Origin of the sequence: Rhodococcus xishaensis (assembly GCF_004011825.1) — a bacterium.
Lineage (GTDB): Bacteria > Actinomycetota > Actinomycetes > Mycobacteriales > Mycobacteriaceae > Prescottella > Prescottella xishaensis.
The window spans coordinates 98,026-123,832 of record NZ_RKLO01000007.1; the positions used below are offsets into that span (position 1 = coordinate 98,026).

Annotated in this window: 20 protein-coding genes, 1 tRNA gene, 1 other RNA gene and 2 pseudogenes; 14 read left to right on the forward strand and 10 right to left on the reverse strand. The window is 65.4% G+C overall.

Features of this window, described 5'->3' with window-relative positions; genetic code table 11:
• The first annotated feature begins 6 nt into the window (after positions 1–6).
• Positions 7–1,251: a tRNA guanosine(34) transglycosylase Tgt gene (gene tgt / locus EGT50_RS16195; protein WP_127955688.1), complete on the forward strand. Its 1,245-nt coding sequence runs from the start codon at positions 7–9 to the stop codon at positions 1,249–1,251.
• Here the strand turns inward: tgt and EGT50_RS16200 are convergent.
• The 3 genes from EGT50_RS16200 to gluQRS all read right to left on the reverse strand — a co-directional run bounded on the left by EGT50_RS16200 (position 1,248) and on the right by gluQRS (position 3,966).
• Positions 1,248–1,991, reverse strand: coding sequence for a queuosine precursor transporter (locus EGT50_RS16200; protein ID WP_127955689.1), 744 nt, complete (start codon positions 1,989–1,991; stop codon positions 1,248–1,250). The genes tgt and EGT50_RS16200 overlap by 4 nt on opposite strands.
• Positions 1,992–2,115: 124 nt before the next feature.
• Entirely contained in the window at positions 2,116–2,958 is an 843-nt protein-coding gene (locus tag EGT50_RS17110; protein WP_164873440.1) for a DUF2189 domain-containing protein, read from the reverse strand.
• Positions 2,959–3,051: 93 nt separating this feature from the next.
• Positions 3,052–3,966 (reverse strand): tRNA glutamyl-Q(34) synthetase GluQRS, encoded by a 915-nt coding sequence (gluQRS, locus tag EGT50_RS16210; RefSeq protein WP_127955690.1) that lies wholly within the window; start codon positions 3,964–3,966, stop codon positions 3,052–3,054.
• A 206-nt stretch (positions 3,967–4,172) separates the two neighbouring features.
• Between gluQRS and ctaD the strand changes: the two genes are divergently transcribed.
• Complete coding sequence (gene ctaD, locus EGT50_RS16215) at positions 4,173–5,966, forward strand: aa3-type cytochrome oxidase subunit I (RefSeq protein ID WP_127955691.1); 1,794 nt, start codon at positions 4,173–4,175, stop codon at positions 5,964–5,966.
• Between the two features lie 68 nt (positions 5,967–6,034).
• On the forward strand, positions 6,035–6,547 hold the full coding sequence (locus EGT50_RS16220; protein WP_127955692.1) for a COG4315 family predicted lipoprotein: 513 nt from the start codon (positions 6,035–6,037) through the stop codon (positions 6,545–6,547).
• A gap of 54 nt (positions 6,548–6,601) precedes the next feature.
• Here EGT50_RS16220 and EGT50_RS16225 read toward each other — a convergent pair.
• Positions 6,602–6,689: transfer RNA gene (locus EGT50_RS16225), tRNA-Ser, on the reverse strand.
• 93 nt (positions 6,690–6,782) lie between these two features.
• On the opposite strand from EGT50_RS16225, the gene ffs reads away from it, so the two are divergent.
• The 4 genes from ffs to EGT50_RS16245 all read left to right on the forward strand — a co-directional run bounded on the left by ffs (position 6,783) and on the right by EGT50_RS16245 (position 11,389).
• Positions 6,783–6,877: signal recognition particle sRNA small type (gene ffs / locus EGT50_RS16230), an RNA gene on the forward strand.
• A gap of 44 nt (positions 6,878–6,921) precedes the next feature.
• Complete coding sequence (locus EGT50_RS16235; RefSeq protein ID WP_127955693.1) at positions 6,922–8,217, forward strand: aminotransferase class I/II-fold pyridoxal phosphate-dependent enzyme; 1,296 nt, start codon at positions 6,922–6,924, stop codon at positions 8,215–8,217.
• A gap of 212 nt (positions 8,218–8,429) precedes the next feature.
• On the forward strand, positions 8,430–10,706 hold the full coding sequence (locus EGT50_RS16240) for an arylsulfatase (RefSeq protein ID WP_127955694.1): 2,277 nt from the start codon (positions 8,430–8,432) through the stop codon (positions 10,704–10,706).
• 101 nt (positions 10,707–10,807) lie between these two features.
• Positions 10,808–11,389, forward strand: coding sequence for an HhH-GPD-type base excision DNA repair protein (locus tag EGT50_RS16245; RefSeq protein WP_127955695.1), 582 nt, complete (start codon positions 10,808–10,810; stop codon positions 11,387–11,389).
• 1 nt (position 11,390) lies between these two features.
• Here EGT50_RS16245 and EGT50_RS17115 read toward each other — a convergent pair whose 3' ends face one another.
• Together EGT50_RS17115 and EGT50_RS16250 are read right to left on the reverse strand one after the other, a co-directional pair.
• Positions 11,391–11,531, reverse strand: coding sequence for a type II toxin-antitoxin system Phd/YefM family antitoxin (locus EGT50_RS17115; protein WP_164873430.1), 141 nt, complete (start codon positions 11,529–11,531; stop codon positions 11,391–11,393).
• A gap of 130 nt (positions 11,532–11,661) precedes the next feature.
• A complete protein-coding gene (locus tag EGT50_RS16250; protein WP_127955696.1) occupies positions 11,662–11,910 on the reverse strand; it encodes a type II toxin-antitoxin system Phd/YefM family antitoxin in 249 nt (82 codons plus the stop codon).
• Between the two features lie 471 nt (positions 11,911–12,381).
• Between EGT50_RS16250 and EGT50_RS16255 the strand changes: the two genes are divergently transcribed.
• The 4 genes and pseudogenes from EGT50_RS16255 to EGT50_RS16270 all read left to right on the forward strand — a co-directional run bounded on the left by EGT50_RS16255 (position 12,382) and on the right by EGT50_RS16270 (position 16,016).
• Positions 12,382–13,314 (forward strand): ABC transporter ATP-binding protein, encoded by a 933-nt coding sequence (locus EGT50_RS16255; RefSeq protein ID WP_127955697.1) that lies wholly within the window; start codon positions 12,382–12,384, stop codon positions 13,312–13,314.
• Positions 13,314–14,942: an ABC transporter permease gene (locus tag EGT50_RS16260; RefSeq protein WP_127955698.1), complete on the forward strand. Its 1,629-nt coding sequence runs from the start codon at positions 13,314–13,316 to the stop codon at positions 14,940–14,942. Before EGT50_RS16255 ends, EGT50_RS16260 begins: the two co-directional genes overlap by 1 nt.
• A 109-nt stretch (positions 14,943–15,051) precedes the next feature.
• A pseudogene (locus EGT50_RS16265) lies at positions 15,052–15,204 on the forward strand (HhH-GPD-type base excision DNA repair protein); the annotation flags it as partial.
• Positions 15,205–15,377: 173 nt separating this feature from the next.
• Positions 15,378–16,016 carry a class I SAM-dependent methyltransferase gene (locus EGT50_RS16270; RefSeq protein ID WP_127955699.1) on the forward strand — a complete coding sequence of 213 codons (639 nt, stop codon included), beginning with the start codon at positions 15,378–15,380 and terminating at the stop codon, positions 16,014–16,016.
• A 31-nt stretch (positions 16,017–16,047) separates the two neighbouring features.
• Here the strand turns inward: EGT50_RS16270 and EGT50_RS16275 are convergent.
• Both EGT50_RS16275 and EGT50_RS16280 read right to left on the reverse strand, forming a co-directional pair.
• A pseudogene (locus EGT50_RS16275) lies at positions 16,048–17,185 on the reverse strand (IS3 family transposase).
• Between the two features lie 224 nt (positions 17,186–17,409).
• A complete protein-coding gene (locus EGT50_RS16280; protein ID WP_127955700.1) occupies positions 17,410–18,744 on the reverse strand; it encodes an ammonium transporter in 1,335 nt (444 codons plus the stop codon).
• Between the two features lie 185 nt (positions 18,745–18,929).
• Between EGT50_RS16280 and EGT50_RS16285 the strand changes: the two genes are divergently transcribed.
• Both EGT50_RS16285 and EGT50_RS16290 read left to right on the forward strand, forming a co-directional pair.
• The gene (locus EGT50_RS16285) at positions 18,930–20,975 is read left to right on the forward strand and encodes a DNA polymerase III subunits gamma/tau (protein WP_127955701.1); all 2,046 of its coding nucleotides are present in this window, start codon (positions 18,930–18,932) and stop codon (positions 20,973–20,975) included.
• A 69-nt stretch (positions 20,976–21,044) separates the two neighbouring features.
• Positions 21,045–21,320, forward strand: coding sequence for a hypothetical protein (locus EGT50_RS16290; protein ID WP_127955702.1), 276 nt, complete (start codon positions 21,045–21,047; stop codon positions 21,318–21,320).
• A gap of 45 nt (positions 21,321–21,365) precedes the next feature.
• Here EGT50_RS16290 and EGT50_RS16295 read toward each other — a convergent pair whose 3' ends face one another.
• Both EGT50_RS16295 and EGT50_RS16300 read right to left on the reverse strand, forming a co-directional pair.
• Positions 21,366–22,517 (reverse strand): site-2 protease family protein, encoded by a 1,152-nt coding sequence (locus EGT50_RS16295; protein ID WP_127955703.1) that lies wholly within the window; start codon positions 22,515–22,517, stop codon positions 21,366–21,368.
• 123 nt (positions 22,518–22,640) lie between these two features.
• Positions 22,641–24,320 (reverse strand): amidase, encoded by a 1,680-nt coding sequence (locus EGT50_RS16300; RefSeq protein WP_408014655.1) that lies wholly within the window; start codon positions 24,318–24,320, stop codon positions 22,641–22,643.
• Positions 24,321–24,591: 271 nt separating this feature from the next.
• On the opposite strand from EGT50_RS16300, the gene EGT50_RS16305 reads away from it, so the two are divergent.
• Positions 24,592–25,806, forward strand: coding sequence for an acetyl-CoA C-acetyltransferase (locus EGT50_RS16305; RefSeq protein ID WP_127955705.1), 1,215 nt, complete (start codon positions 24,592–24,594; stop codon positions 25,804–25,806).
• Position 25,807 lies beyond the last annotated feature (1 nt).

Below are 25,807 nucleotides of genomic sequence, written 5' to 3' on the forward strand. Positions count from 1 at the left end.
GGCCACGTGAGTGATGTTGTACCGACCCCGCCCGCCCCGTTCTTCACGGTGGGCACCCGCATGCCCGACCGGTTGGGTCGCACCGGCATCATCCACACCGCGCACGGTGACATCCGGACTCCGGCGTTTATCGCTGTCGGCACCAAGGCGACCGTCAAGGCGGTGCTGCCCGAGTCGATGAAGGAGCTCGGCGCGCAGGCCGTGCTCGCCAACGCGTACCACCTGTACCTGCAGCCGGGACCGGAGATCGTCGACGAGGCCGGCGGACTGGGCGAGTTCATGAACTGGGACGGCCCCACCTTCACCGACAGCGGTGGCTTTCAGGTCATGTCGCTCGGCGTCGGATTCAAGAAGGTTCTCGCGATGGACGCCGTCGGCGTCCAGTCCGACGACGTCATCGCCGACGGCAAACAGCGTCTTGCCCACGTCGACGGCGACGGTGTCACTTTCAAGTCGCATCTCGACGGCTCGCCGCACCGGTTCACGCCGGAGGTGTCGATGCAGATCCAGCACCAGTTGGGTGCCGACATCATGTTTGCGTTCGACGAGCTGACCACCCTTCTCAACACCCGCGCATATCAGGAGCAGTCCGTCGAGCGGACACACGCATGGGCGGTGCGGTGCATCGCCGAGCACGAGAAGCTGACCGCCGAGCGTGCGCATCGGCCGTACCAGGCGCTGTTCGGGGTGGTGCAGGGCGCGCAATACGAAGACCTACGGCGGCAGGCGGCGCGGGGCCTCGAGTCCATCCGTGGGGTCAGCGGCCGCGGCTTCGACGGCTACGGGATCGGCGGCGCGCTCGAGAAGCAGAACCTCGGGACCATCGTCCGTTGGGTCAACGAGGAGTTGCCCGAGAACAAGCCGCGCCACATGCTCGGCATAAGCGAGCCTGACGACTTGTTCGTCGCGATCGAGAACGGTGCGGACACGTTCGACTGCGTCAACCCCTCACGGGTGGCCCGCAACGCGGCGATCTACCACCCGGACGGTCGGTTCAACATCAACACCTCGAGGTTCCGACGGGACTTCGATCCGATCGACGGCGAGTGCGACTGCTACACGTGCGCCAACTACAGTCGCGCCTACATCCACCACCTGTTCAAGGCGAAGGAGATGCTCGCCTCGACGCTCTGCACGATCCACAACGAGCGGTTCACCATCCGTCTCGTCGATCGGATCCGCGAGAGCATCGAGGGCGGCTACTTCGACGAGTACAAGCTCGAGACCCTCGGCAGGTTCTACGGCAGCTAGCCGTTCTCTACCGGCGCGTAGCTGGGCTCGCGCTTCTTTACGAAGGCGATCACCCGATAGGTCACCGGCAGGACCAGGATCTCGACGAGCGTCTTCCACAGGAAGCCGACGATCACGAAGTTGATGAAGTCGTCCCAGGTGGAGATCCCGATCGCGCCGGCGGCGATGGAGCAGAAGATCAGGGTGTCGGCGAACTCGCCGACCACGGTCGAGCCGATGAGGCGAGCCCACAGGTGCTTCTCACGGGTGCGTTCCTTGATGCGGACCAGCACCGCGGAGTTGAGGAGCTGGCCGACGAGGTAGCCGGCCACGCCGGCGAGCAGCAGACGCGGAACGACCCCGGTGACGGCGTCGAACGCGGCCTCGTTCTCGTAGAAGTCGGCCGCTGGTAGCTGCCCGGCAATCCAAAAGCTCAGCGCCGCCAGCAGCAGTGCGCTGAAACCGACGTAGATCGCGCGTCGGGTGGCCTTGAAGCCGTAGACCTCGCTGAGGATGTCCCCGATGATGTAGGCAAGGGGGAAGAGGAAGAAGGCCCCGTCGAGGTAGAGCGGCAGGATCTGGATCGGTCCGAGAGAGAGATCCTGATCGCCGAGGAATGCGACCCCCTTGGTCGCGGCGATATTGGAGATCAGCAGCGTCGCCGTGAACAGCGCCACCAGCGTGGGGTAGTAGCTGCGACTGACGTGTGCGAAGGACGCCGGATCGGACGCGTGGGGCGGAGACTGTACTGACTGGGTCACCGCGACATCCAAGCATTCCCGCCGTTGTGGCGCTGACCCGCCACCCCGTTCTGCCTGTTTTGCACGAAATGACCGCTACCGGGAGGAACCCGGTAGCGGTCATTTCGCGAGAGTTGGCGCACTACTAGGCGGTCGGGCCCCCGACGGTGACGCGGTACGCGTAGGTGCCCGCGATGATCGTCACCGGAAGGGTGATCAACAATCCGACGACGAACACGATCAAACCGAGGATGTTCAGGCCGACCAGCGCGAGAGCGAGCAGCACCAGTGGTCCTAAGTTGGAGGCGATCGCGCGGACGCTGGACCCGATGGCCTTTATCGGATCTTGGTTCCGGTCGATGACGAACTGCAACGTCCACCAGGTCAGGAACGTTACGATCAGGCCCGGGATGATCAACAAGATATAGCCGATCACGGTGAGCACGCTCACGAGGAAAGCGGCCACGATGACGGGCACGACAGGGAACCGGAAGAACGAGCCGATGGACGGCTTGTTGCCCTCCGTCTCCTGCAGCGCTCCCGAAACGAACGCGGCCTGGAACAGGTAGCCGACGACCAAGGTGATCAGAAAGCCGGCCACGCCGACGGCAGCCGACGTATCCCCGCTGAACGCCACGTTGAGCAGGATCTGGACGACAAAAAAGATCGCGTAGATCCCGACCCAGGGTAAGACGTTGCCCCAGACCTTGTGCCAGCCGTACTTGATCGCGTCGCCGACGCGCAGGGCGCTTCCGGGGCCCGGCTGGCCGTAGCCGGAATCGAAGGCCGGGGGAGGCGGCGGGTAGTTGCCCGGCGGCGGGGGATACGCACCCGGCGGCGGAGCGTACCCGCCTGGTGGCGGGGGATATCCACCCGGCGGGGGCGGGTAGGCGCCAGGGGGCGGAGGTGGAGTGCCCCCCGCCTGCGGCACGTCGTTACCGTTGCCGTCCTCGGGGTTCTGGTTCGGGTCTTGTCCACCAGTGGTCATGCTCACCTGCGTCCCGTCACGTCGATCGGCCAATATATGCGATTCAGAACACTACGCGGCGAGCGGTCGGTATGGCTTCTCCGGGGGGATGAATCAGCCGTCGAAGATCCACGGACGGGTGGGAAGGATCTTGGGATCCCACCGATCGAGAAGCTGAGCGAGAGTAACGGTTTCGCCCTTGTCGGCAAGTCCCAGCGACCGGGCGAGTGCTGTCAGCACGTCGGCGGGCGAGCGGCCCAACCGGGTTTGGTCGGCGAGCGTGACGGCGCCGTCGCGCTTGGCCAGGCGCTTGCCGTCGGTGTTCAACGCGAGTGGCACGTGCGCGTACGTCGGCGCGGGCAGCCCCAGCAAGCTCGCGAGGTACGCCTGGCGTGGTGCCGACAAGAGCAGGTCGTCGCCGCGGACCACCTGGTCGATGCCCTGGGCCGCGTCGTCGACGACCACCGCCAGGTTGTAGGCGGGGATCTGGTCGCCGCGGCGGAGGACCAGATCGTCGACCATTCCGGTGTAGCGACCGTGCAGTTCGTCCTCGACGGTGAACTTGTCCGTGCCCGCCCGAAGCCGTAGGGCGGGTGGACGTCCGCTCGCCCGGCGTTCGGCACGTTCGGCGTCGGTCAGGTTGCGGCAGGTACCCGGATACGCACCTTCCGGTGCGTGCGGCGCTGACGCTGCCTGTTGGATTTCCTTTCGCGTGCAGAAACATTCGTACGTGAGCCCAGCGTGCTGCAGCCGTGTGATCGCGGTGTCGTACAGCTCTAGACGGGTGGACTGGCGGACCACCTCGCCGTCCCAGTCCAGTCCGAGCGCGGCCAGGTCCGCGAGTTGGCGTTCCTCGGCCCCGCGCCGGACCCGGTCCAGGTCCTCGACGCGAACGAGGAACCGGCGTCCGGTGGAACGGGCGAACAGCCACGCGAGCAGGGCGGTCCGGAGGTTGCCTAGATGCAGATCGCCGGAGGGGCTGGGGGCGAATCGTCCCGCGCGTGTCGATGTGTCCACCGCGTTCACCATTGGCGCAGCCTATCGAGGCCACCGCAGAACTCGGAGCCGACAGTCTCATCCGAGTCCGTAGCCAACGGCCCTGGGAAGGCGTAGCCTGCACATTGCTGTGCCTGAGCCGGTTGTCGCCCTGCCCGTCGGCCCTTCGGCAGATCGCGACCGGTGACGTCCTCGAGGGAGCGCGTCCCGGCCATGGGGCGTGCGGTCAGGAGATCCCGGTGGCGACCGTCGAATCCAAACCCGTTGCCGTTCGGCCCTATCCGCCGCGATGGGCCCGCAAGGGTGAGTTCATCTATCGGGTGATCACGACCACCGACCCGAAGATGCTCGGGATCATGTACCTCATAACGTCGTTCGCCTTCTTCATGATCGGTGGCCTGCTGGCGCTGCTGATGCGCGCGGAGCTCGCCCGGCCGGGCCTGCAGTTCCTGTCGACCGAGCAGTTCAACCAGCTGTTCACTATGCACGGCACGATCATGCTCCTGCTGTACGCGACACCGATCTTGTTCGGCTTCGCGAACTACATCCTGCCGCTGCAGATCGGTGCCCCTGACGTCGCGTTTCCCCGCCTGAACGCGTTCAGCTACTGGTCGTACCTGTTCGGTGCCATCATCGCGACAGCCGGTTTCATCACGCCCGGCGGCGCGGCCGACTTCGGGTGGACCGCCTATTCTCCGTTGACCGACGCGGTCCATTCGCCCGGCCTGGGCGCCAACCTGTGGATCCTGGGGCTCGCCCTCAGCGGCCTGGGAACGATCCTGGGCGGGGTCAACATGATTACCACCGTCATCTGTCTGCGCGCCCCGGGCATGACGATGTTCCGGATGCCGATCTTCACGTGGAACATCTTCGTCACCAGCATTCTGGTCCTGCTGGCCTTCCCGATTCTCACGGCGGCTTTGATGGGTCTGTTCGCCGACCGGATGGTGGGTGCGAACGTCTACGATCCCGGCACGGGTGGCGTCATGCTGTGGCAGCACCTGTTCTGGTTCTTCGGCCACCCCGAGGTGTACATCATCGCGCTGCCGTTCTTCGGCATCGTCACTGAGGTCTTCCCGGTCTTCTCACGCAAGCCAGTCTTCGGCTACACCGGGCTCGTGTACGCGACCATCGCGATCGCCGCCCTTTCCGTCGCGGTGTGGGCGCACCACATGTACGCCACCGGCGCGGTCCTGCTGCCGTTCTTCTCGTTCATGACGTTCCTGATCGCGGTCCCGACTGGCGTGAAGTTCTTCAACTGGATCGGCACGATGTGGAGAGGGCAACTCACGTTCGAGACCCCAATGCTGTTCGCGGTCGGCTTCCTCGTCACCTTCCTGTTCGGTGGTCTGTCTGGCGTGCTGCTGGCGAGCCCGCCGATCGACTTCCACGTCACCGACTCGTATTTCGTTGTCGCGCACTTCCACTACGTCCTGTTCGGCACGATCGTGTTCGCGACCTACGCCGGCATCTACTTCTGGTTCCCGAAGATGACCGGGCGGTTGATGGACGAGCGCCTGGGCAGGTGGCACTTCTGGTTGACGTTCCTTGGCTTCCACACCACGTTCCTCGTGCAGCACTGGCTCGGGGCCGAGGGCATGCCGCGCCGCTACGCCGACTACCTGCCCTCCGACGGATTCACCACCCTCAATGAGATTTCCACGATCGGTTCGTTCATCCTGGGCGCCTCGACGCTGCCGTTCCTGTGGAATGTCTTCAAGAGCTACCGCTACGGCCAGGTCGTGACCGTCGACGACCCGTGGGGCTACGGCAACTCGCTCGAGTGGGCCACCAGTTGCCCACCGCCGCGCCACAACTTCACAGAGTTGCCCCGAATTCGTTCGGAGCGACCGGCTTTCGAGCTGCACTACCCGCACATGGTCGAACGCCTGCGGGCGGAGGCGCACGTCGGCCCCGGCAGTCCGGGACGACAGCTGACCGCGGTCATCGAGAGTAGTGACCGCGAAGCGGACAGTGACCGCAAGCCGCCGCCCGAGAATGAGCGCCACGGTAGGCAGGGTGATGACACATGACCTTGCCGCTACGGCGGCTGCAGGACAGATCGGATAGACGAATCGGATATCGGAACAGGAGTCCGGACATGGGAAGAATGCTCGCGATCTCGTTCACCGCGCTCGCAGCCGGCGCCGCATTGGTCGGTTGCACCAACAACGAAACTACGGAGGAAGCGCCGGCCACCATGACGGCCACGATGACGACCACGGCGCCGGCCACGGCTCCGGCCGCCGGTCCCGCGCTCTCGACGGCGCAGACGGACCTCGGTGAGGTGGTGGTCAATGTCGACGGCATGACGGTCTATGCGTTTGACATGGACACGCCCGGCACCGACGCCAGCGCGTGCGACGCCGCCTGCCAGGAAATATGGCCGCCCGTGATGAGTGACAACCCGCAACCGGAGGTCTCCGGTGTCGCGGGCACGATCGCCACGATCCCGGGGCCGCAGGGCGGCAATCAGGTCACCGTGAACGGAATGCCGGTGTATCTGTTCTCCGGCGACGCAGGGCCCGGCTCGGTGGCGGGTCAGGGCGTCCAGGGCTTGTGGTGGGCGCTGAACCCGGCAGGGGAGAAAATCATGACCGAACCCGGCGGCTGAGACCAGGCCGGAAACTGGAAAACCCCCGATGACATGGTCACCGGGGGCTTCCCGTGGCGGAGGATAGGGGATTTGAACCCCTGAGGGCGTTAACCCAACCCGCGTTCCAGGCGAGCGCCATAGGCCACTAGGCGAATCCTCCACGGGGGAGCATACCGGTACCCGGGCGCCGAAAGCCAAATTGGGTGAGGAGGGGCGCATCACTGCCATTCCTGTCCATCCAGTTACACTCGTAGGTGGATCCCGCGCGGCGCGCATCCTGTGAACTCCCCCAGGGCCGGAAGGCAGCAAGGGTCAACGGGCTCTGCCGGGTGCGCGGGGTCCCCTATCTCCTCCCGTCCCCGACCAACTCGCGTCGGTGAAAGGCCGCCCGTATGCCTGTCCAGACCCAAATCGGGTTGATGAGCCACGACGAGCTTCGCGCCGAGCTCGAGCGTCAGACAGCGAGGTACGAGCAGCTCAAGGCGGAGAAGCTGAAACTCGATCTCACCCGCGGCAAGCCGGCACCGGAACAGTTGGACCTGTCGTTGGATCTGCTCTCCCTGCCGGGCGACGGCGATTTCCGCGACGCTGACGGCACCGACTGCCGAAACTACGGCGGCCTGGCCGGCCTGCCGGAACTGCGCGCGATCTTCGGCGAGCTGCTGGGCATCCCGACGGCGAACCTGGTCGCCGGTGGCAACGCGAGCCTCGAGATCATGCACGACACGATCGCGTTCTCGCTGTTGCACGGCACTTCGGATTCGCCGCGTCCGTGGTCGCAGGAGCCGGTGGTGAAGTTCTTGTGCCCGGCGCCGGGCTACGACCGCCACTTCGCGATCACCGAGTCCTACGGCGTCGAGATGATCGCGATCCCGATGCGAGACGACGGCCCGGACATGTCGAAGGTCATCGAACTGGTCTCCTCCGATCCGCAGATCAAGGGCATGTGGTGCGTACCGGCGTACTCGAACCCGACCGGGGCGGTGTACACGGAGGACATAGCGCGCGCCCTGGTGTCGATGCCGGCTGCGGCCCCTGACTTCCGCCTCTTCTGGGACAACGCCTACGCGGTCCATCCGCTGGTTGCGCAGTGTGCTCCTGTCCTCGATGTGCTCGGCATGGCCGCGGAGGCCGGTCACCCGAACCGTCCGCTGGTGTTCGCGTCGACGTCCAAGATCACCTTCGCCGGCTCAGGTGTGAGTTTCTTCGGTGGCTCCGCGCAGAACGTGGCCTGGTACCTGCAGCACCTAGGCAAGAAGACGATCGGACCGGACAAGGTCAACCAGCTGCGCCACCTGCGCTTCTTCAAGGACGCTGCGGGGGTCCGCGCGCACATGGACAAGCACCGCGAGATCCTGGCCCCCAAGTTCGCGCTCGTCCGGAAGATCCTCGAAGACCGGCTGGGTGCGTCGAAGGTCGCGTCGTGGACCGACCCCAAGGGCGGCTACTTCATCAGCCTCGACGTCGTCGACGGAACCGCCAAGCGGGTCATCCAGCTGGCGAAGGAAGCCGGCATCGCGCTCACCGCAGCCGGTTCGGCCTTCCCGTACAAGCAGGATCCCGCCGATAGGAACATCCGCCTGGCCCCGAGCTTCCCGTCCATGGACGAGCTCGCCAAGGCGATGGATGGTGTCGCTACCTGTGTGCTACTGGCGGCGGCCGAGCACGCGCTCACCAAGAACCAGTAGCCCCAAGCCCTGAACGGAACTCATGGCACGGCGTCGGGCATGCCATCTCAGGCGGTCGTCTATATCCCTGGTGTCGAGTCTTTCTGCCACGGTTGACACCCACCCCGATAGTTCTACGCTCTAAATATCCTCGTCAGAACACCCGCTTGTGCGCACCTCGAGTCGGCGGGATCGGTTCGACGACGCACGACTCAGAAATGGGGCATCACGAAATGATGCGTGCACCTCGCTTCGAAGGAATCATCGGGCGGACCCTTGCCGAGTCCCAACCGTGGTATGACGAACCGCCGCACCCCAGCCCCGAGGCTCCCAATGTCGTGGTGGTGTTGCTCGATGACACCGGCTTTGCTCAGTTCGGGTGCTACGGCTCGGACATCGAAACCCCGAATATAGATACATTGGCTGAAAATGGACTGCGGTTCACCAACTTTCACGTGGCACCGGTGTGTTCACCGACGCGCGCAGCGTTGTTGACCGGCCGCTCCGAGCACGCCGTTGGCATGCGCAGCGTGGCGAACTTTCGGACGGGATTCCCGCACCAGTTGGGTCACATCACCAGCTCGGCCACCACGATCGCGGAAGTGCTGCGAGAGGAGGGTTACGCGACGTTCTGCGTCGGCAAATGGCATCTCACCCCGTCGGAGCAGTGCTCGGCAGCGGGCCCGTTCGACCATTGGCCGCTGGCACGCGGGTTCGACCGCTTCTACGGGTTCCTCGACGGCGAGACCGACCAGTTTCACCCGCAGCTGGTGTGTGACAACCATCCGATCGATCCGCCGGGGCGGCCTGAGGACGGCTACCACCTCTCCGAAGATCTCGTCGATCAGGCCCTCAGGATGGTGACGGACTCCAAGGGCGTCCGTCCTGACCGCCCGTTCTTCCTGTATCTGCCCTTCGGAGCCACTCACTCCCCCCACCAGGCGCCGGCGAGCTACTTGTCCAAGTACCGAGGCAAGTACGAAGAAGGCTGGGATGTGTTTCGAGAGAAGTGGTTTGAGCGACAGCTCGAGACCGGCGTGGTTAGACCTGGAACGCAGTTGGCCCCGAGAAATCCCGGTGTCGACCCGTGGGATGAGCTCGGCGAGGACCAGCGCAAGCTTGCCTGCCGGCTGCAGGAAGCGTTCGCCGCCTTCCTCGATCACACCGACGACCAGATCGGCCGCCTGGTGGAGGGCCTGCGCGACCTGGACCAGTTGGACAACACGCTGCTGCTCGTTCTCTCCGACAACGGCGCGTCTCAGGAAGGGGGACCTTTCGGGGTCCTGCACGAGATGCGATTCTTCAACAGCCTTCTCGACGGTGCCGTCGACGTGCCCAGCGACCTGATCGGCCGTATCGACGAAATCGGGGGCCCACACAGCCACACCAACTATCCGTGGGGCTGGGCACAGTGCGGCAACACCCCATTCAAGTGGTACAAGCAGAACACCCATGAGGGGGGTGTTCACGTGCCGTTGATCGTGCACTACCCCCGCAGGATCGCGGCCGACCAACGCGGGTCGATACGCGACCAGTTCTCGTACGTATCCGACATCGCGCCGACGATCTACGAACTCGTCGGTGTCACACCGCCGCAGACCTATCAGGGAATCGAGCAGCTCCCGGTGACGGGGCATTCGTTTGCAAGTGTCATCGACGATCCTGCCGCCCCGGCGACGAACTCGGTGCAGTTCTTTGAGCAGATGGGCAGCCGCGCCATCGTCGACGGTGAGTGGAAAGCGGTCTGTCGACACATACATGGCGACGACTTCGACACGGAGAGATGGGAGCTCTATCACCTCGCGACCGACTGGTCCGAGTGCAACGACTTGGCAAGCGATCAGCCCGAGCGGCTCGAGGAGCTCATCAAGCTCTGGTGGAGCGAGGCCGAACGAAACGGAGCGCTGCCACTGGATGACCGCACCATCGAACTGTTCGGCGTCCGCTTCCGCAACAATTCGCCGCACCCGGCCGACAGACGCTACGTGTACCGGCCACCGATGTCGCCACTGCAAATGGGGTCGAGCGCGGCCATCGGTGGCCGCAGCTTTCACGTCACCGCCTATGTCACCCGCACCGCGGAACAAGATGGCGTCCTGTTCGCCACCGGCAACGAGAACTCAGGCATCTCGGTGTTCGTCCAATCCGGCCGGCTTGTGGTGGACTACAACGCGTTCGGCGAGCATTCGATCGTCGAGTCGGACAACATCATCCCGGCAGGGGATGCCACACTGGTCGCCCGGGTGACGCGCGGCACCGGCCGCTCCGGCACGATCAGCGTCGAGGTGAACGGGCAGGCCGCGGGCTCGGTCGACACGGCCGCGTTCATGCGGATGATCTCGTCCACCGGTTCGAGCATCGGCTACGACGACGGGTCGGCGGTCTCGGCCCGCTACCAAGCGCCGTTCGCGTTCGCCGGAAAGCTCCACGAACTCGAGATACAGCTCGCCGACGACGAAGACCCCGCCTTGCGCACAGCCGAGGCGGCTGAAGAGATGCGGCGGCAGTAACACAGCTGGCCTGGACGGCATCACCTTCCTTCCGGCGCGACTTCGACTCCTGTCGACTAGACCGAGAGACACTGACGTACTGCTGGTCCTAGACTGGCCGGATGCCGAATCTGAACCTCACGGGTGATCCAGCGGCCGATGCACTGCTGGCCAGTGACCCGTTGGCCCTGCTGATCGGAATGTTGCTAGACCAGCAAGTGCCGATGGAGACGGCCTTCGCGGGACCGAAGAAGCTCGACGACCGTCTCGGTGGCCTCGACGTACACACCATCGTGGAGATGAACCCGGACGACTTCATCTCGGTGTGCGCGCAGCCTCCGGCTGTGCACCGGTTCCCGAAGTCGATGGGCCAGCGCATCCAGTCCTTGTGTGCGTACATCGCCGAGCACTACGACGGCGACACCGCCGCGATCTGGACGTCGGGTGAGCCGGACGGCAAGGAGGTGCTGAAGCGCCTCAAGGCACTGCCCGGATACGGCGACCAGAAGGCGCGGATCTTCCTGGCACTCTTGGGAAAACAGATCGGCGTGCAGGTGCCCGGGTGGCGTGAGGCTGCGGGCGCCTACGGCGACGAGGGCGCCCGCCGGTCGATCGCCGACGTCGTCGACCGGCAGACGCTCCTCGAGGTGCGCGACTTCAAGCAGGCCGCCAAGGCAGCGGCGAAGGCGGCCAAGGGGAAGTAGGTCAGTTCTCGGGCCGAATCCAGCCGCCGCTGTTCGGGTCCGGGATCGTGTGCACCACTTCGCCGCGCTCGAGTTCCGCGATGCTTTCCGCCAGGAATGCCTCGTTAGCAGGTGAACGCAGGAGGTACGCGGTTTCGTCCATCAGCTCGGTCACTCCTCGATCAGCTGTCGTTCGACGCCTTCACCACGAAGCGATGCCTCGTGTGCGGACGTCAGACGGTCGGCGTTGGCCGGTGAACTCAGGAGGTACTCGGTTTCGTCCATGTGCTCGCTCATTCCTCGATCAGCTCACGTTCGATGAACTCGCCCCGCTTGAACCGTTCGTACGCCTGCATCAACCTCTCAGCCATAACCGGGTTGCGGAACAGGTACGCGGTCTCTTCGAGTGAATCGAAGTGGTCCTTGGGCACCAACACTGCACTGCCCTCGTCGGTGACTATCTCGATGGGTAGGCAGTCGTCGTTGACCTGCTGGATCAGCTTCTCCAGCTTCTGCTTTGCCACGTTTGCGGTCACTGCCATGGTTGGCCCTCCTGTCGATGGGTAGCCGGATAGGTTAACACTTCCCGAAAGCACCGCGATCTCGTCATCCCGGACAGAGGCGATGGGCTGGGTCGAAGCTCAGCGATGCTGTCGGCGACGGCCAGAAAGTGGCCGAAGTCGGCTTCCTGACAGTTCATCTGTCGGAACAGACGGCGACAGCTGCTCGGGTTTTCCATCAATGGAAGCGATCGAGTGTGAGATCGACACAACAGTCTGATAGTCCGTTCTGGTTCGCGAGAGTTCCTGCGGTCTCAGCATGGTTGGTCAGATCCCGTTGGAATCAGCCAGGCGGTCGTATGTGTTAGCTGTCTCGGAGACCACCGTGCAGTTCCACTTCAGTACAGCAGACGCGAGTCTCGGAGCATCTTGGCCGGCGCAGCCGCGTCCGCAAGGCGGCGTCTGGACCTGAAGCCGCCTGTCCGAGCGCATTGTCGGGGTACCGTCCCATCCATGACTGCTGCGATCTCGGTGGAGAAGCTGGTCAAGACATTCGGGGCCACAAGGGCTCTCGACGGGTTGGACCTGCAAGTGGGTACCGGTGAGGTGCACGGATTTCTCGGACCCAATGGTTCCGGTAAATCGACGACTATCAGGGTGCTGCTGGGACTGTTGCGGGCTGATTCCGGGCGTACGCGGTTGCTCGGGGGTGATCCCTGGAAGGACGCGGTCTCGCTTCACCGCAGAATCGCTTACGTGCCGGGAGACGTCAGCCTCTGGCCCAACCTCACGGGGGGTGAGGCGATCGACCTTCTGGCGGGTTTGCGCGGCGGCCTCGACGAGTCTCGACGAAGCGACCTGCTCGAGCGGTTCGAGCTCGATCCGACGAAGAAGGCCCGCACCTACTCGAAGGGCAATCGGCAGAAGGTTGCGCTCGTGGCCGCATTCGCATCGAACGCCGATCTCTATGTCCTCGACGAACCGACGTCTGGGTTGGATCCATTGATGGATTCGGTTTTTCGGGACTGTATCGGCGAGGTGTCGGGTGCGGGAAGAACCGTCTTGCTGTCCAGCCACATCCTCGCCGAGGTCGAGGCATTGTGTGATCGTGTGAGCATCATCAGGGAAGGGCGGACCGTGGAGTCGGGCACGCTGGCCGAGCTTCGCCACCTCACCCGGACGTCAGTTACCGCAGAAACCGAAAAGCCGGTGACTGGACTGGATTCGGTGACAGGTGTATTCGACGCGCGGGTGGACGGGCTGCACGTGCGCTGCGAGGTGGAGACCAGCGAACTGGACGGTGTGCTGCACTACCTGCTGACCTTCGGGATCAGGTCGCTCACCTCGGCGCCACCGACCCTCGAGGAACTGTTCCTTCGACACTACGGCGACGAACTCGCGCGCGAGGGCGAGAACCATGGGCCAGCCGAATCGAAGGTCCACTGATGGGGACACAATTCGCCGGAACCGGTCGGCTCGTGCGGTTGGCGCTACGGCGCGACCGGATCCAACTTCCGGTTTGGCTGTTCGCCCTTGTCGTGCTGGAGGCGATTTCGGTCTCGAGCGTCCTGGGGCTCTACCCGACAGAGGCTGACCTCCTCAGCATCGCCATCGCGACCGCGCAGTCGCCTGTTGCGCTGGCCACCAACGGAATCATCTCCGGATACACCGCGGGTGCAGTGGTCGCGAGCCAGATCGTCATGCCGCTCTCGCTGGGGGCCGCCCTGATGAGCATCTTGCTCGTGGTTCGCCACACCCGGCAGAACGAGGAGACAGGCAGGGCGGAGCTTGTCGAGGCCGCGGTCGTAGGGCGGAAGGCGTTTCTTACCGCTGCCCTGACGGTTGCGGTGGCGGCGAACGCGATTCTGGCAGTGTCCAGTGTTGTGGTCCTGATGGCACAGGGGCTGCCTCTGGGTGGGTCGTTGGCGATCGGACTTGCGATTGCCGGCGCGGGAATTTCTTTCGCGGGCATCGCGGCAGTCACCTCACAGGTAACGGAGGGAGCGCGAGCGGCCAATGGGCTCGCAGGCGCCGCCCTTGCCGCGGCTTTCGTGCTGCGCGCCGTGGGTGACATGTCCGGAACCGTCGAGGCTGGAGGCACGCGGGTGGTCAGCGGCTTTGCCTCATGGCTGTCGCCGATCGGTTGGGCCGAGCAGATTCGCCCCTACGACGACAATGACTGGTGGGTACTCGTACTGCCGGCGCTGTTCACCCTCGCAACCGTAGCGCTCGCGTTCTTCTTGACCGAACGACGAGATCTCGGCGCCGGATTGGTCGCTACCAGGCGAGGGCCCGCCCGCGCATCGCGAACCCTGCCGACACCGCTCGGATCGGCCTGGCGGATCCAACGAAGCGTTCTTTTCTGGTGGGCGGTGGGTATCGGATTCATCGCACTCGTCTACGGCGGGGTTGGCGAGCAAATCGACGACTTCCTCGGTGAGGGCGACCAGGTGACAGAGGTGATGGGGAAACTTGGAGGCACCTCCGACATGGTGGACGCCTACTTCGCGACCATCTTCGGCACGATGGCGATTGCGGTGGGCGCCTATTCGATTCAGGCACTGCTGCGGATGCGTGCAGAGGAGGCGGCGGGGCGGCTCGAGCCAGTCCTGGCCACAGCTGTGGGGCGCCCCCGCTGGCTGTCAGCCCACTTAGCGGTGGTGGTGACCGGTGTGGTTGCCTTGCAGCTACTCACCGGTGTCGCCACGGGGCTCGCATATGGTCTGGTCACAGCGGATGTGGCGGGCAATGTGGCCGATCTGAGCGCGGCGGCGTTGGTCTTCGTGCCTGCAATCCTGGTGGTGGCCGCCGTTGCCGTTCTGCTTTTCGGCGGCCTCCCCTTGTGGGCTTCAGGGCTTTCCTGGGCCGCACTCGCGTTGTTCCTGCTGTTCGGGTTACTCGGTCCACTGCTCGGATTGCCTGATTTCATTCGCAACTTGTCGCCGTTCAGTCATGTCCCGCCCGTTCCTGCAGCTGACGTGACGGGCACGCCGCTGATGTGGATGGTGGCGGTCGCGGTGGTACTGACGGCGGGGGGAGTCGCGTTGTTCAGGCGGCGTGATCTGGCCATCTAGGTGTCTCGGTACCCACTGTCCGGTGAGATGTATTCCGCCGGAACGGCATCGGTTCTTCCCGGACGCGCCCTGGCATCCGGCTGTCGCTGTATTCGAGGAGATCGGCATGCAGGTGCCCGGCTGGCGCGACGCGTCCGGCGCGTACGGCGACGAGGGCGCCCGCCGGTCGATTGCCGACGTCGTCGACGGGCAGACGCTCCTCGAAGTTCGCGAGTTCAAGCAGGCGGCCAAGGCAGCGGCGAAGGCAGTCAAGGGGAAGTAGGTCAGCCCGCGAACTTCTGGGCGGGAACTCGAGGCGGCCTGTGGCGACGTCCTGCCAGGCCGCTGTATCCAGCGGCGTTGGAACGCATTCGAATGTTCGGAGCCGCCTTGTCAGTGGACCGAGGCTATCGTTGTTGATGAGTAGTAGCAAAGTAGCGAGAGGGGACTTGGGAAGTGAATGAACCGGAAGCATTCTGGGATAAATCTGCAAGCAAATACGATAAAACCGAGGAACGATTTGAGTACATCCATACCAAAAGCAGAGAAAATGCTAAGAAGCACCTCAAGGGCGCCGATATTATTCTAGATTATGGATGCGGAACAGGCACCACATCTTGTGAGCTTGCAAGTGAGGTTAAGGAGATTCATTCCCTTGACATCTCATCTAAAATGATTGAACTAGCAGATGAGAAAGCTGCTGCCAGTGGCGTCGCGAACGTAACTTTCGTACAGGCTGATATCTTTGACAAGAGATACGAAGAAGGAACGTTCGATGCGATTCTGGCTTTCAATGTGTTGCATACAGTTCCTAATCCTCACAAGGTTGTGGAAAGAATGCATGCGTTACTGAAGCCCCAAGGGCTCGTCATTTCGGTGACACCCTGTCTGCGGGATAAGATGTCACTTCTAGTTGGTATCCAGATACTACTTTTCCGAATATTGAGCAAAATTGGAATAATTCCCATCCCTGTGAGAAGGCTGAAAAGCTCTGAGCTGGACGATCTGCTTAAAAGTCGCAATTTTCAGATTATCGACGCTGAGAATATATACAAAGGAGCATCTAGCTATTTTATGGTAGCAAAGCGGGGGTGATCCTCTCCATCCAGCTTCGATGATCCGGTTGCTATCCAGCGTGGTGTCGACGGGGGGTAGCCCATCGTTGGGCGACTTCGGCTGGGGTGAGTTCGTCATGGGCGGAATGGGGTCTGTTGGTGTTGTAGTCAAGGCGCCAGTCTTCGATGATCACGCGAGCTTCGCGCAGCGAGTCGAAATGCCACGCGTTGAGCAGTTCGTCGCGTAGACGGCCGTTGAATGACTCGATCCACGCGTTTTGCCAGGGTGCGCCGGGTTCGATGAATAGCGAGTCGGCACCGGTGAACCGGCACCAATCGTTGACAGCCTGAGCCACGAATTCGGGACCGTGGTCGAAGCGCCCGTAGCTCGGTGCGCCTCGCTCGCGGGCGAGGCGGTCCACGACTGCCACGACTCCGTCGGCGTCGATGCAGCGATCCACAGTGATGGCCAGGGCTTCGCGGGTGAACTCGTCGACTACGTTCAACATCTTGATGGTGCGGCCATCCGCCGTTGTGTCGAACTGGAAGTCCATCGCCCAGATCGCGTTCGGACGAATCGGTGACATCGCGGCAGCGGCGACACCAAAGCCGTTCAGAAGCTTCCTCTTACGGCGCTGCGGCACCCGCAGGCCCTCCTCACGCCACAGTCGGCGGATACGCTTGTTGTTGACCTTCCGGCCGGCTCGGCGGGCGACCTTGGCTGCCCGCCGCCACCCCCAACGAGGCCGCTCAGTGGAAAACCTGCGCAGCCAGGCACGCAACTCGGTTTCCTCAGTGCAGAGAGGTCGCGGTTTGAGTCGCATTGTGGACCGGTGGATGCCCACGACCGTACAAGCGCGGCGCTCAGATGCCCCGAACCGCTCACGCAGCATCATGACGGCACTGCGTTTGCGGTTCGGGGTCAACAGTTTCCCGCCGCAATCTCCCGGAGCATGTCAATGTCGAGTGCCTGGTTGGCCACCAGCTTCTTGAGGCGGGCGTTCTCTGCCTCGAGTTCTTTGAGCCGTTTCGCGTCGTTAGCTTTCATGCCGCCGTACTGGGCGCGCCAGCGATGCCACGTCGACTCGGCGATCTGCAGGTGTCGGCACACCTCGTCGAGTTCCTGGCCCGCCCGAGGAGTTAGTTGCCCTCGGCGAGCTTGCGGATGATCTGATCCGGCGTATGCCGCCGCCGCTTGTTGGATGCCATGTCGTCGCTGATTCTTCCCGCCCGCCCCTCGGGCAGCTGTGCCGCACAGCGTGTGGACCATTGCGAAGGGCTCACCTCACGGGCACCTACGGCGACGAGGGCGCCCGCCGGTCGATCGCTGATGTCGTCGACCGGTGGGCGCCCTCGGGGTTCGCGAGTTCAAGCAGGCTGCCAAGGCCGCCGCGAAGGCGGCCAAGGGAAGGTAATCCGCCCCGGAGGGATCGTCAGACCCCGTCCTTCTCCGATTCGGGGCGCTGACGCGGCTGCTCATGCTCGTGCTCACGCGAGAACAGGCCGTGCTGCAGTCCCTGCTGCGGACCGTGTGCGAGGACGGCGTGCTCGTAGGCCGTCTCGGCGTGCATCGCCAGGTCGATGCCGGAGGTCTCCTGTTCGGCGGTGACGCGGAATCCGATCGCACGGTCGATGAGCTTGCCGATGCCGAACGACACACCGAAGGCGTAGAGGCCGACGACGACGATCACGAGAATCTGCTTGCCGAGGAGGGTGAACCCGCCGCCGTACAGCAGCCCCTCCACACCGCCGGTCATCACCTGAGCGGCGAGCAGACCGATCAGCAACGTGCCGACGATGCCGCCGACCAGGTGCACACCGACGACGTCGAGGGAGTCGTCGTAGCCGAAGCGGAACTTCCAGCCCACCGCAAACGAGCACACGGCACCGGCGAGGATGCCGATTACGGCGGCACCGACCATGCTGACGTACCCGCACGACGGGGTGATGGCAACCAGACCGGCGACGACACCCGAGGCGGCACCGAACGTGGTGGGGTGGCCGTCCCGCGTCTTTTCCACGAACAGCCAGCCGAGCAGACCAGCGCAGCCGGCGACAAGGGTGTTGAGGAACACTGCGGCGGCGAGGCCGTCCGCGGCCAGGGCCGAGCCCGCGTTGAAGCCGAACCAGCCGAACCACAGGAGGCCGACACCGAGCAGGACCAGCGGGAGGTTGTGCGGACGCATCGGGTCGCTGCGGAACCCGATACGGGGGCCGAGCACGAGGGCCAATGCCAGCGCCGACGCGCCGGAAACGATCTCGACGACCAGGCCGCCCGCGAAGTCAAGCGCGCCGAGCTTGGAGATCCAGCCGTCCGGGCCCCACACCCAGTGAGCGACGGGAGCGTAGACCAGCAGCGTCCACAGCGGGACGAAGATCATCCACGACGAGAACTTGGCACGGTCGGCGATTGCACCGCTGACCAGCGCGGCGGTGAGGATGGCGAACGTCAGCTGGAACGTCGCGAACAAGAACTCGGGCACCCCGGATGTCGCAGTGTCGGGGGTGATCCCGGCCAAGCCGAAGTGCTCGAGTCCACCGATGAGTCCGCCGCCGACGTCGTCGCCGAACGCGAGGCTGTATCCGACGAACAGCCACGCCACCGTGACCAGGGCGATCGCGATGAAACTCATCATGATCATGTTGAGCACGCCCTTGGAGCGGACCATGCCGCCGTAGAACAGGGCGAGGCCGGGCGTCATCAGCAGGACCATGGCCGTGCAGACCAGTAGCCACGCGGTAGTCGCGGGATCGATTGTCTCGAGCATGTGAACTTCTCCTCACCGGCGGGTGTCACCGCACGCGAGCATCGACCTTCGCCTGCCGCAGTTTCCGGCTCGCGGCAACCATGTTTCGTCCGTGTTTCGGAAATCTCTCCGCACTCGGGTTGGAGGGGACGCGTGGAGCGCGACGCCTGCCGCGAACTGTCGGTGATCGCCGGTAGTCTTTCGCCGTGGCCCTGTACCGGAAATATCGACCGGCTTCTTTTGCGGAGGTGGTGGGTCAGGAGCACGTCACCGAGCCCCTGAGCACCGCGCTCGACGCCGGACGCATCACCCACGCCTACCTGTTCTCGGGGCCTCGGGGGTGCGGCAAGACGTCGTCGGCCCGCATCCTCGCGCGGTCGCTCAACTGCGTGCAGGGGCCCACGTCCAATCCGTGCGGGGTGTGCGCGTCGTGTGTCGCGCTCGGTCCCGGCGGTGCCGGCAATCTCGACGTGATCGAGCTCGACGCCGCCAGCCACGGCGGCGTCGAGGACACCCGCGAGCTGCGTGACCGCGCGTTCTATGCGCCCGCCGAGTCGCGGTACCGGGTGTTCATAGTCGACGAGGCACACATGGTCACCACAGCGGGATTCAACGCGCTGCTCAAGATCGTCGAGGAGCCGCCGGAGCACCTCATCTTCGTCTTCGCGACCACCGAGCCGGAGAAGGTGCTCCCCACTATCCGGTCCCGTACGCATCATTACCCGTTCCGGCTCCTGGCGCCGTCGACAATGCGCGGGCTGCTCGAGAGGATCTGCGCGCAGGAGCAGGTCCCCGTCGAGGATGCGGTGTATCCGCTGGTCATCCGCGCCGGAGGCGGCTCGCCGCGTGATTCGTTGAGCCTGCTCGACCAGCTCCTCGCGGGCGCCGGCGACGAGGGCGTGACGTATGCGCGGGCGCTTGCGTTGCTCGGGGTCACCGACGTCGCACTCATCGACGAGGCCGTCGACGCCCTGGCCGCGAACGACGGAGCCAGCCTGTTCGGCACCATCGACAAGGTGATGGACGCCGGTCACGACCCGCGCCGCTTCGCCGTCGACCTGCTCGAGCGCCTGCGTGATCTGATCCTGATGCGCGCCGTCCCGGACGCCGCCGAACGCGGCCTGGTCGACGCCCCTGGCGACGTGCTCGAACGGATGCGTGAGGAGGCCGAGAAGATCGGGTCCGCGACCCTGGCCCGCTATGCCGAGTTGGCGCACGCGGGTCTCGGCGAGATGCGCGGTGCCACCGCCCCCCGTCTGCTGCTCGAGGTGATGTGCGCCCGGATGCTGCTGCCATCGGCGACGGACGCGGAATCGGCTGTGTTGCAGCGGCTCGAGCGGATCGAGCGGGGAATCGCGGCGCCCCCGCCCCCCTCTGCGCCGACTGCACCCCCTGCCGCTCCTCGCCCCGGGGCCGTAGAGCCGCCGTCGACGGGGCTGGTTTATCAGCGTCCGTCCCAGCGCCGCACGGCGGATGTCGACGCCCCCGCTCGGGAGGCGACGCGGGCCACGCCCGAGCCCGAGCCGACCTCCACCCCGGCTCCGGCGCCCCCTCCCGTTCCGCAACCCGAGCCCGTCCGTCAGTCCGATCCGGAACCTGCTCAAATGCAACAGGTTTCGTCGGACCGTCCCGACGCGGCCGCGATCCGCGCCGTTTGGTCCGAGGTACGAGCGAAGGTGCGCGAGCGTAGTCGCACGGTCGAGGTGATGCTGTCCGGTGCGACCGTGCAGACGGTGGACGGCTCGCGTTTGGTGCTGGGCCACGACTCGGCTCCGCTGGCGAAGCGACTGGTCGAACCCCGCAACGGCGACGTCATCCGGGCGGCCCTGCACGACGTATTCGGTGGTGACTGGGAGGTCACCTGCGAACATGGCGCCGCCGCGGACGCCGCCACCCCGGCGTCGGACGCACCGGTGAGCGCCGCGCAACTACAAGCGAAAGCGCCTGCCGCTCCGCGCTTCTCCCGGCCCAGTCAGGCGCGCGCGGTCCCGCCGCCGTCGGGGCCACCCGCACCGGACCCAGACGACATTCCGCCCGAGGCGCCCGACTACCCGGACGATCCGGGACCGCCGCCCCCGTCGGCCGTCGATGACGGCTACGCCGCTTCTCCGCCTCCGACCACGCCGGAAGACGAGGAGGAGATGATGGCGGAGGCCGCCGTCCCGGTGGAGGAGACAAGTCGGGTCGACCCCGACGACGCGGCCGGTGAACTGCTCACCGAGGTCCTGGGCGCGCGCCAGATCGACGGCTGACTACGCGCGCGTACACAGGAAGGACCCTCGACCCTTCCCCTTTGCTCCTCCACGCTGCAGCATGGAGGTATGGCGCAGTTCGATGCCTGTGTGAACATCGACCCGATGTGTACGGTCCTCACGATCCGTGACGCGACGGGGAGGGTTGTGCACCGCGAACGGAAGCCACCTCGGTGGGGGCTTATGCCGAGTTGCGACGATTTCGACTTCAAGGCAATCGATTCGGTGCTCCTCAGTGCCGGGTTTCGTCGGCCGACCACGGCCGAATGGGTTACCGGGCACTGGTCTGTGCACGCCGTCGTCGACGAGACCGCGGCGTCGGGAGCGGATGCCGGGACGCGTTGATCGCGCCGGGGGCGACGCCACACGGACATCCCAGACCGAGCGGGCTCACTCGGGGTCGGTCGGTGGTCGCTCGAGCGGAAGTCCCAGCGATGTCCGCTCGCACACGCGCCGCAGGTCGGTAGCCGTGACGATACCGACCAGGCGGCCACTCGCGTCGACGACCGCGAGCAGGTCCATTCCCGGACGCAGCACGGCGGTGGAGATCACGGTCTCGACGCGGGCGTCTGGACGGATGCGAGCCTCGTCAGCTAGTGGACGCGCGAGGCCGCCGATCACGCCCGCGCGATCGGCGGCGTGGGTGAGATCTTGGAGCGAGAGCACACCCACGGGCCGGTCCGAGCGGTCGACCACGGGGAAGGTGCGGTGACGCAGCCGTGGCAGGATGTCGGCGACGAACGTGCGGACGTCGTCGTCTGCGTGGACGACGGTCGGTGTCCGGGTCATGATTTGGCCGACTTCGAGGTCACCCAGCTGATGCCGCATCGATGCGTTCATCAACTCGACGTTGGCGGCGTTGCGCAGGAACCAGCCGAGCAGAATCAGCCAAAGCCCGCCGATGTTCTGCGTGAACAGGACCTGGATTCCGCCGAGCGTGATCAGGATCAGCCCGAGGACGCGGCCACTGCGCGCGGCGCCGGCCGCGGCCGCCAGACGGTCTCCGCTGCGCCACCACAGCACGGCGTGCAGCACCCGGCCGCCGTCGAGGGGAGCGCCCGGCAACATATTGAACACGGCCAGAACGACATTCGCGATCCCGAGCCAGGCGAGTGACCCAGTGACGACTGGGTCGGCTACATCGCGGAGGAGCACGACGAGAAGCAGCGCTGCGATGCCGATCGCGAGGCTGGTGAGTGGACCGGCAAGGGTGATCCGCAATTCGGTGCGCGGGTCGTTCGGCTCGCTCTGCAGCTCGGACATTCCGCCGAGCAGCCACAGCGTGATCCGGCGGACGGGCACGCCGTCGTGGACGGCGACCACGGAGTGTGCCAGCTCGTGCGCTGCCAACGACAGCACGAACACCACGGCCGCCAGTGCGCCGACCGACCAGTACTCCGCGATCGACCGTCCGGGATAGGCGGCGGGCAGAATTGATCCGGCCAGCAGTGCCGTGATCAGGGCGAGCGTCGCGAGCAGCGACCAGTGCAGATACAGCCGGATCCCGAACACCCGGCCGACCGGAATCGACCACTTCAGCATCGGTCACCTCACGCGGCTCGCACGGAGTGTCACCAGTATTCCATCGCCGTCGCGAGCTGGATGCGAGGGCCGTTGGTCATCTGGCTGCCGAGGCTCGAAGAGCCCGGGCCGAGCGGGTGACGGTCAGATCGCGGCAGTCGAGGTGGTCGGCAGGAAGTGGAAGCCGAACCCGACGTTGGTGGTGTTGGTGGGATCGGGGCCCGCACCGGGAGTGGTGACCTGAACGCGCGGGATCTCGCGCGGGGCCGGCGCCACGGTCGGGGCCTCCTGCCAGTCGGGTCGGGCCGCCTGAAGTTCCAGCACGATCTCGATGAGTGTGCTCTCGTCCCAGGGGCGGCCACCGACCTGGACGCCGAACGGCATGCCTGTCGCCGCCGACCGTCCCGCGGGGGTGGAGATCGCCGGCGCCCCCGTGTAGTTGGCCCAACCGACGTTTCCCATTACGCCGGTGAAGACCGAGACGCCCGCGATCTCGAGGCGCTTGACACCGTCGGCCTTTGCACCCGGAACGAGGATCGCATCGAGGTCGTTGTCGGCGAACATCCGATTGTATTCGTGCTGGTAGACCAGCCGATTCCGTGCCGCGGTCATGTAGTCGATCGACGGCACCGCCAGGGAGCCGATCGCCAGGGCAGCGGCTGGGGCGCGGGAGAGCCGGTACAAGCCCATGCGGTCCTGGAACTGGCGGTGGTAACTGCCCATCTCCGCGGAATCGCCGGTCGTTATGTCTGCTGGCATTGTCGGCAGTTTGACGTCGACGGTGGTGCCGCCCAGCCGCCGGACGAGGTCTAGAAAGTCGTCGAAGAGCACACGTGTCGCGTCGGGCAGTGCGTCCACATCCGATCGCACCACGCCGAAGCGCTTGCCGGACAGCGGTGTGGGGCCGCCCTTCGCGGACAGGGGATAGCCCCCGTCGGGGACCGCCGGGCCCACCGCGGTGCACGGATCCTCCGGGTCCGCACCGGCCATGAAGCCGAGCATCAGTGCCGCATCGGCGACGCTGCGCCCCATGGGACCGGCGTGATCGCGGGTCCAGGTCAGCGGGATGACCCCGCGGACGCTGCAGCGTCCGAAGGTCGGCTTGATCGACGTGATTCCGCATGCGCTGGCCGGCAGTCGCAGCGATCCGCCGGTGTCGGTGCCGGTCGCGAGCGGGACGAAGCGCGCGGCAAGCACCGCGGCGCTGCCGCCCGAGGAACCGCCGGGGGAGAACTCGGTGTTCCACGGATTGCCGACCTGTTCGGTGGCCACGCCGATCGCGAACTCGTCGGTGTGGGCGTGCCCGAGCAGGACCATGCCGGCGTCCTTGAGCCGGCGCCACGCCGTCGAATCCCCGGCCGCGATGTTGCCCTCGAGAACGCGGCTGGATGCGGTCAGGGGCAGGCCCGACACGGCGAACAGGTCCTTGAGGGCCAGCGGGAGGCCGCACACCAGGGGGGCGGGGCCGTTGGTGCTCACGCTCTGCTGGGACAGTCGCTCCGCCGCAGCGTCTGCGGCCTCGTACGCCATCTCCGGGTAGATCCGGATCCATCCGCCGATCTCGCCGTCGAACTCGGTGCTGCGGGACAGGCAGGCGTCCAGCAGCTCGCGCGGATGCAGCGCGCCGGATTGCAGCAGGCTCGCTGCCTGCACCGCGTCGAGGAAGGCCGGATCGGTGACCGTGATCGAGTCGGGGCTGGGGAGTCCGTTCGCGGGCGCTTGGCTGCGCACGCGACTACGGGCACCGGCGGCCCCGTTCGCGCCGAGCGTCGCCGCACCGGCAGCTCCGAGCGCGGCCGCGCTCAGGAACCCGCGCCGTGACATTCCGGACCGCGACAGGCCCCTCGGTCCACCCATGCTCGAATCCCTTCCAGAAGTCCCGGCTGCCCCCGGAAGGGTAGCGGGCTACGGCAAAGTTCGCAGAAAGGACACGTTCCGGTGCACGTGATCGCCTCGGTCACAGACCCGGATCGGTTCGGTCCTTTCCGGCCACCGGAACGCTTCCTAAGGTGGATTTGTCGAAATCTGTGCGTTGCACGAGTTGCCGTGACGGCACCCGAAGTGTGCACGGCAGACGTGAACAGGAAGGAACACCGTGACCACAGAGGCATTCATTTATGAAGCCATCCGAACCCCACGCGGCCGGGGAAAAAAGACCGGTTCACTGCACTCGGTCAAGCCGATCTCGCTGGTCACCGGCCTGATCCAGGAACTGCGCAACCGATTCCCGGGGCTCGACGAGGACCGCATCTCTGACCTGATTCTCGGTGTCGTCTCGCCTCTCGGCGATCAGGGCATGGACATCGCGCGCATCGCGGCCACCGATGCCGGAATGCCCGACACCGTCGGCGGTGTGCAGATCAACCGTTTCTGCGCCTCGGGTCTCGAGGCCGTGAACATGGCCGCGCAGAAGGTGCGGTCCGGCTGGGACGAGATGGTCATCGCCGGTGGCGTCGAGTCGATGTCGCGCGTGCCGATGGGCAGCGACGGTGGCGCGTGGGTCAACGACCCCGCCACCAACTACGACAACTACACTGTCCCGCAGGGTATCTCGGCGGATCTCATCGCCACGATCGAGGGCTTCTCCCGTGACGACGTCGACGCCTACGCCGTCCGCTCCCAGGACCTGGCTGCGAAGGCGTGGAGTGGTGGCTACTTCGCCAAGTCCGTCGTCCCGGTCAAGGACATCAATGGCATCACCGTCCTCGACCACGACGAGCACATGCGGCCGGGGACCACGGCCGAGGGCCTGTCCGGCCTGCAGCCCTCGTTTGCAACGATCGGCGAGATGGGCGGCTTCGACGCCGTCGCGCTGCAGAAGTACCACTGGGTCGAGAAGATCAACCACGTCCACCACGGCGGCAACAGCTCCGGCATCGTCGACGGTGCCGCGCTGCTCCTCGTGGGCAGCGAGGAGGCCGGCAAGGCCATGGGCATGACCCCACGCGCCCGCGTCGTCGCGACCGCCACCTCCGGTGCCGACTCGACGCTCATGCTCACCGGCCCGACCCCCGCCGCCAAGAAGGTGCTCGCGCAGACCGGACTGACCCTCGACGACATCGACCTGGTCGAGATCAACGAGGCGTTCGCCTCGGTCGTCCTCAAGTTCCAGAAGGACCTGAAGATCCCGGACGAGAAGCTCAACGTCAACGGCGGCGCCATCGCCATGGGTCACCCACTCGGCGCCACCGGCGCGATGATCACCGGAACCATGATCGACGAGCTCGAGCGCCGCGGCGCCAAGCGAGCCCTGGTGACGCTGTGCATCGGCGGCGGCATGGGCGTTGCCACCATCATCGAGCGCGTCTGAC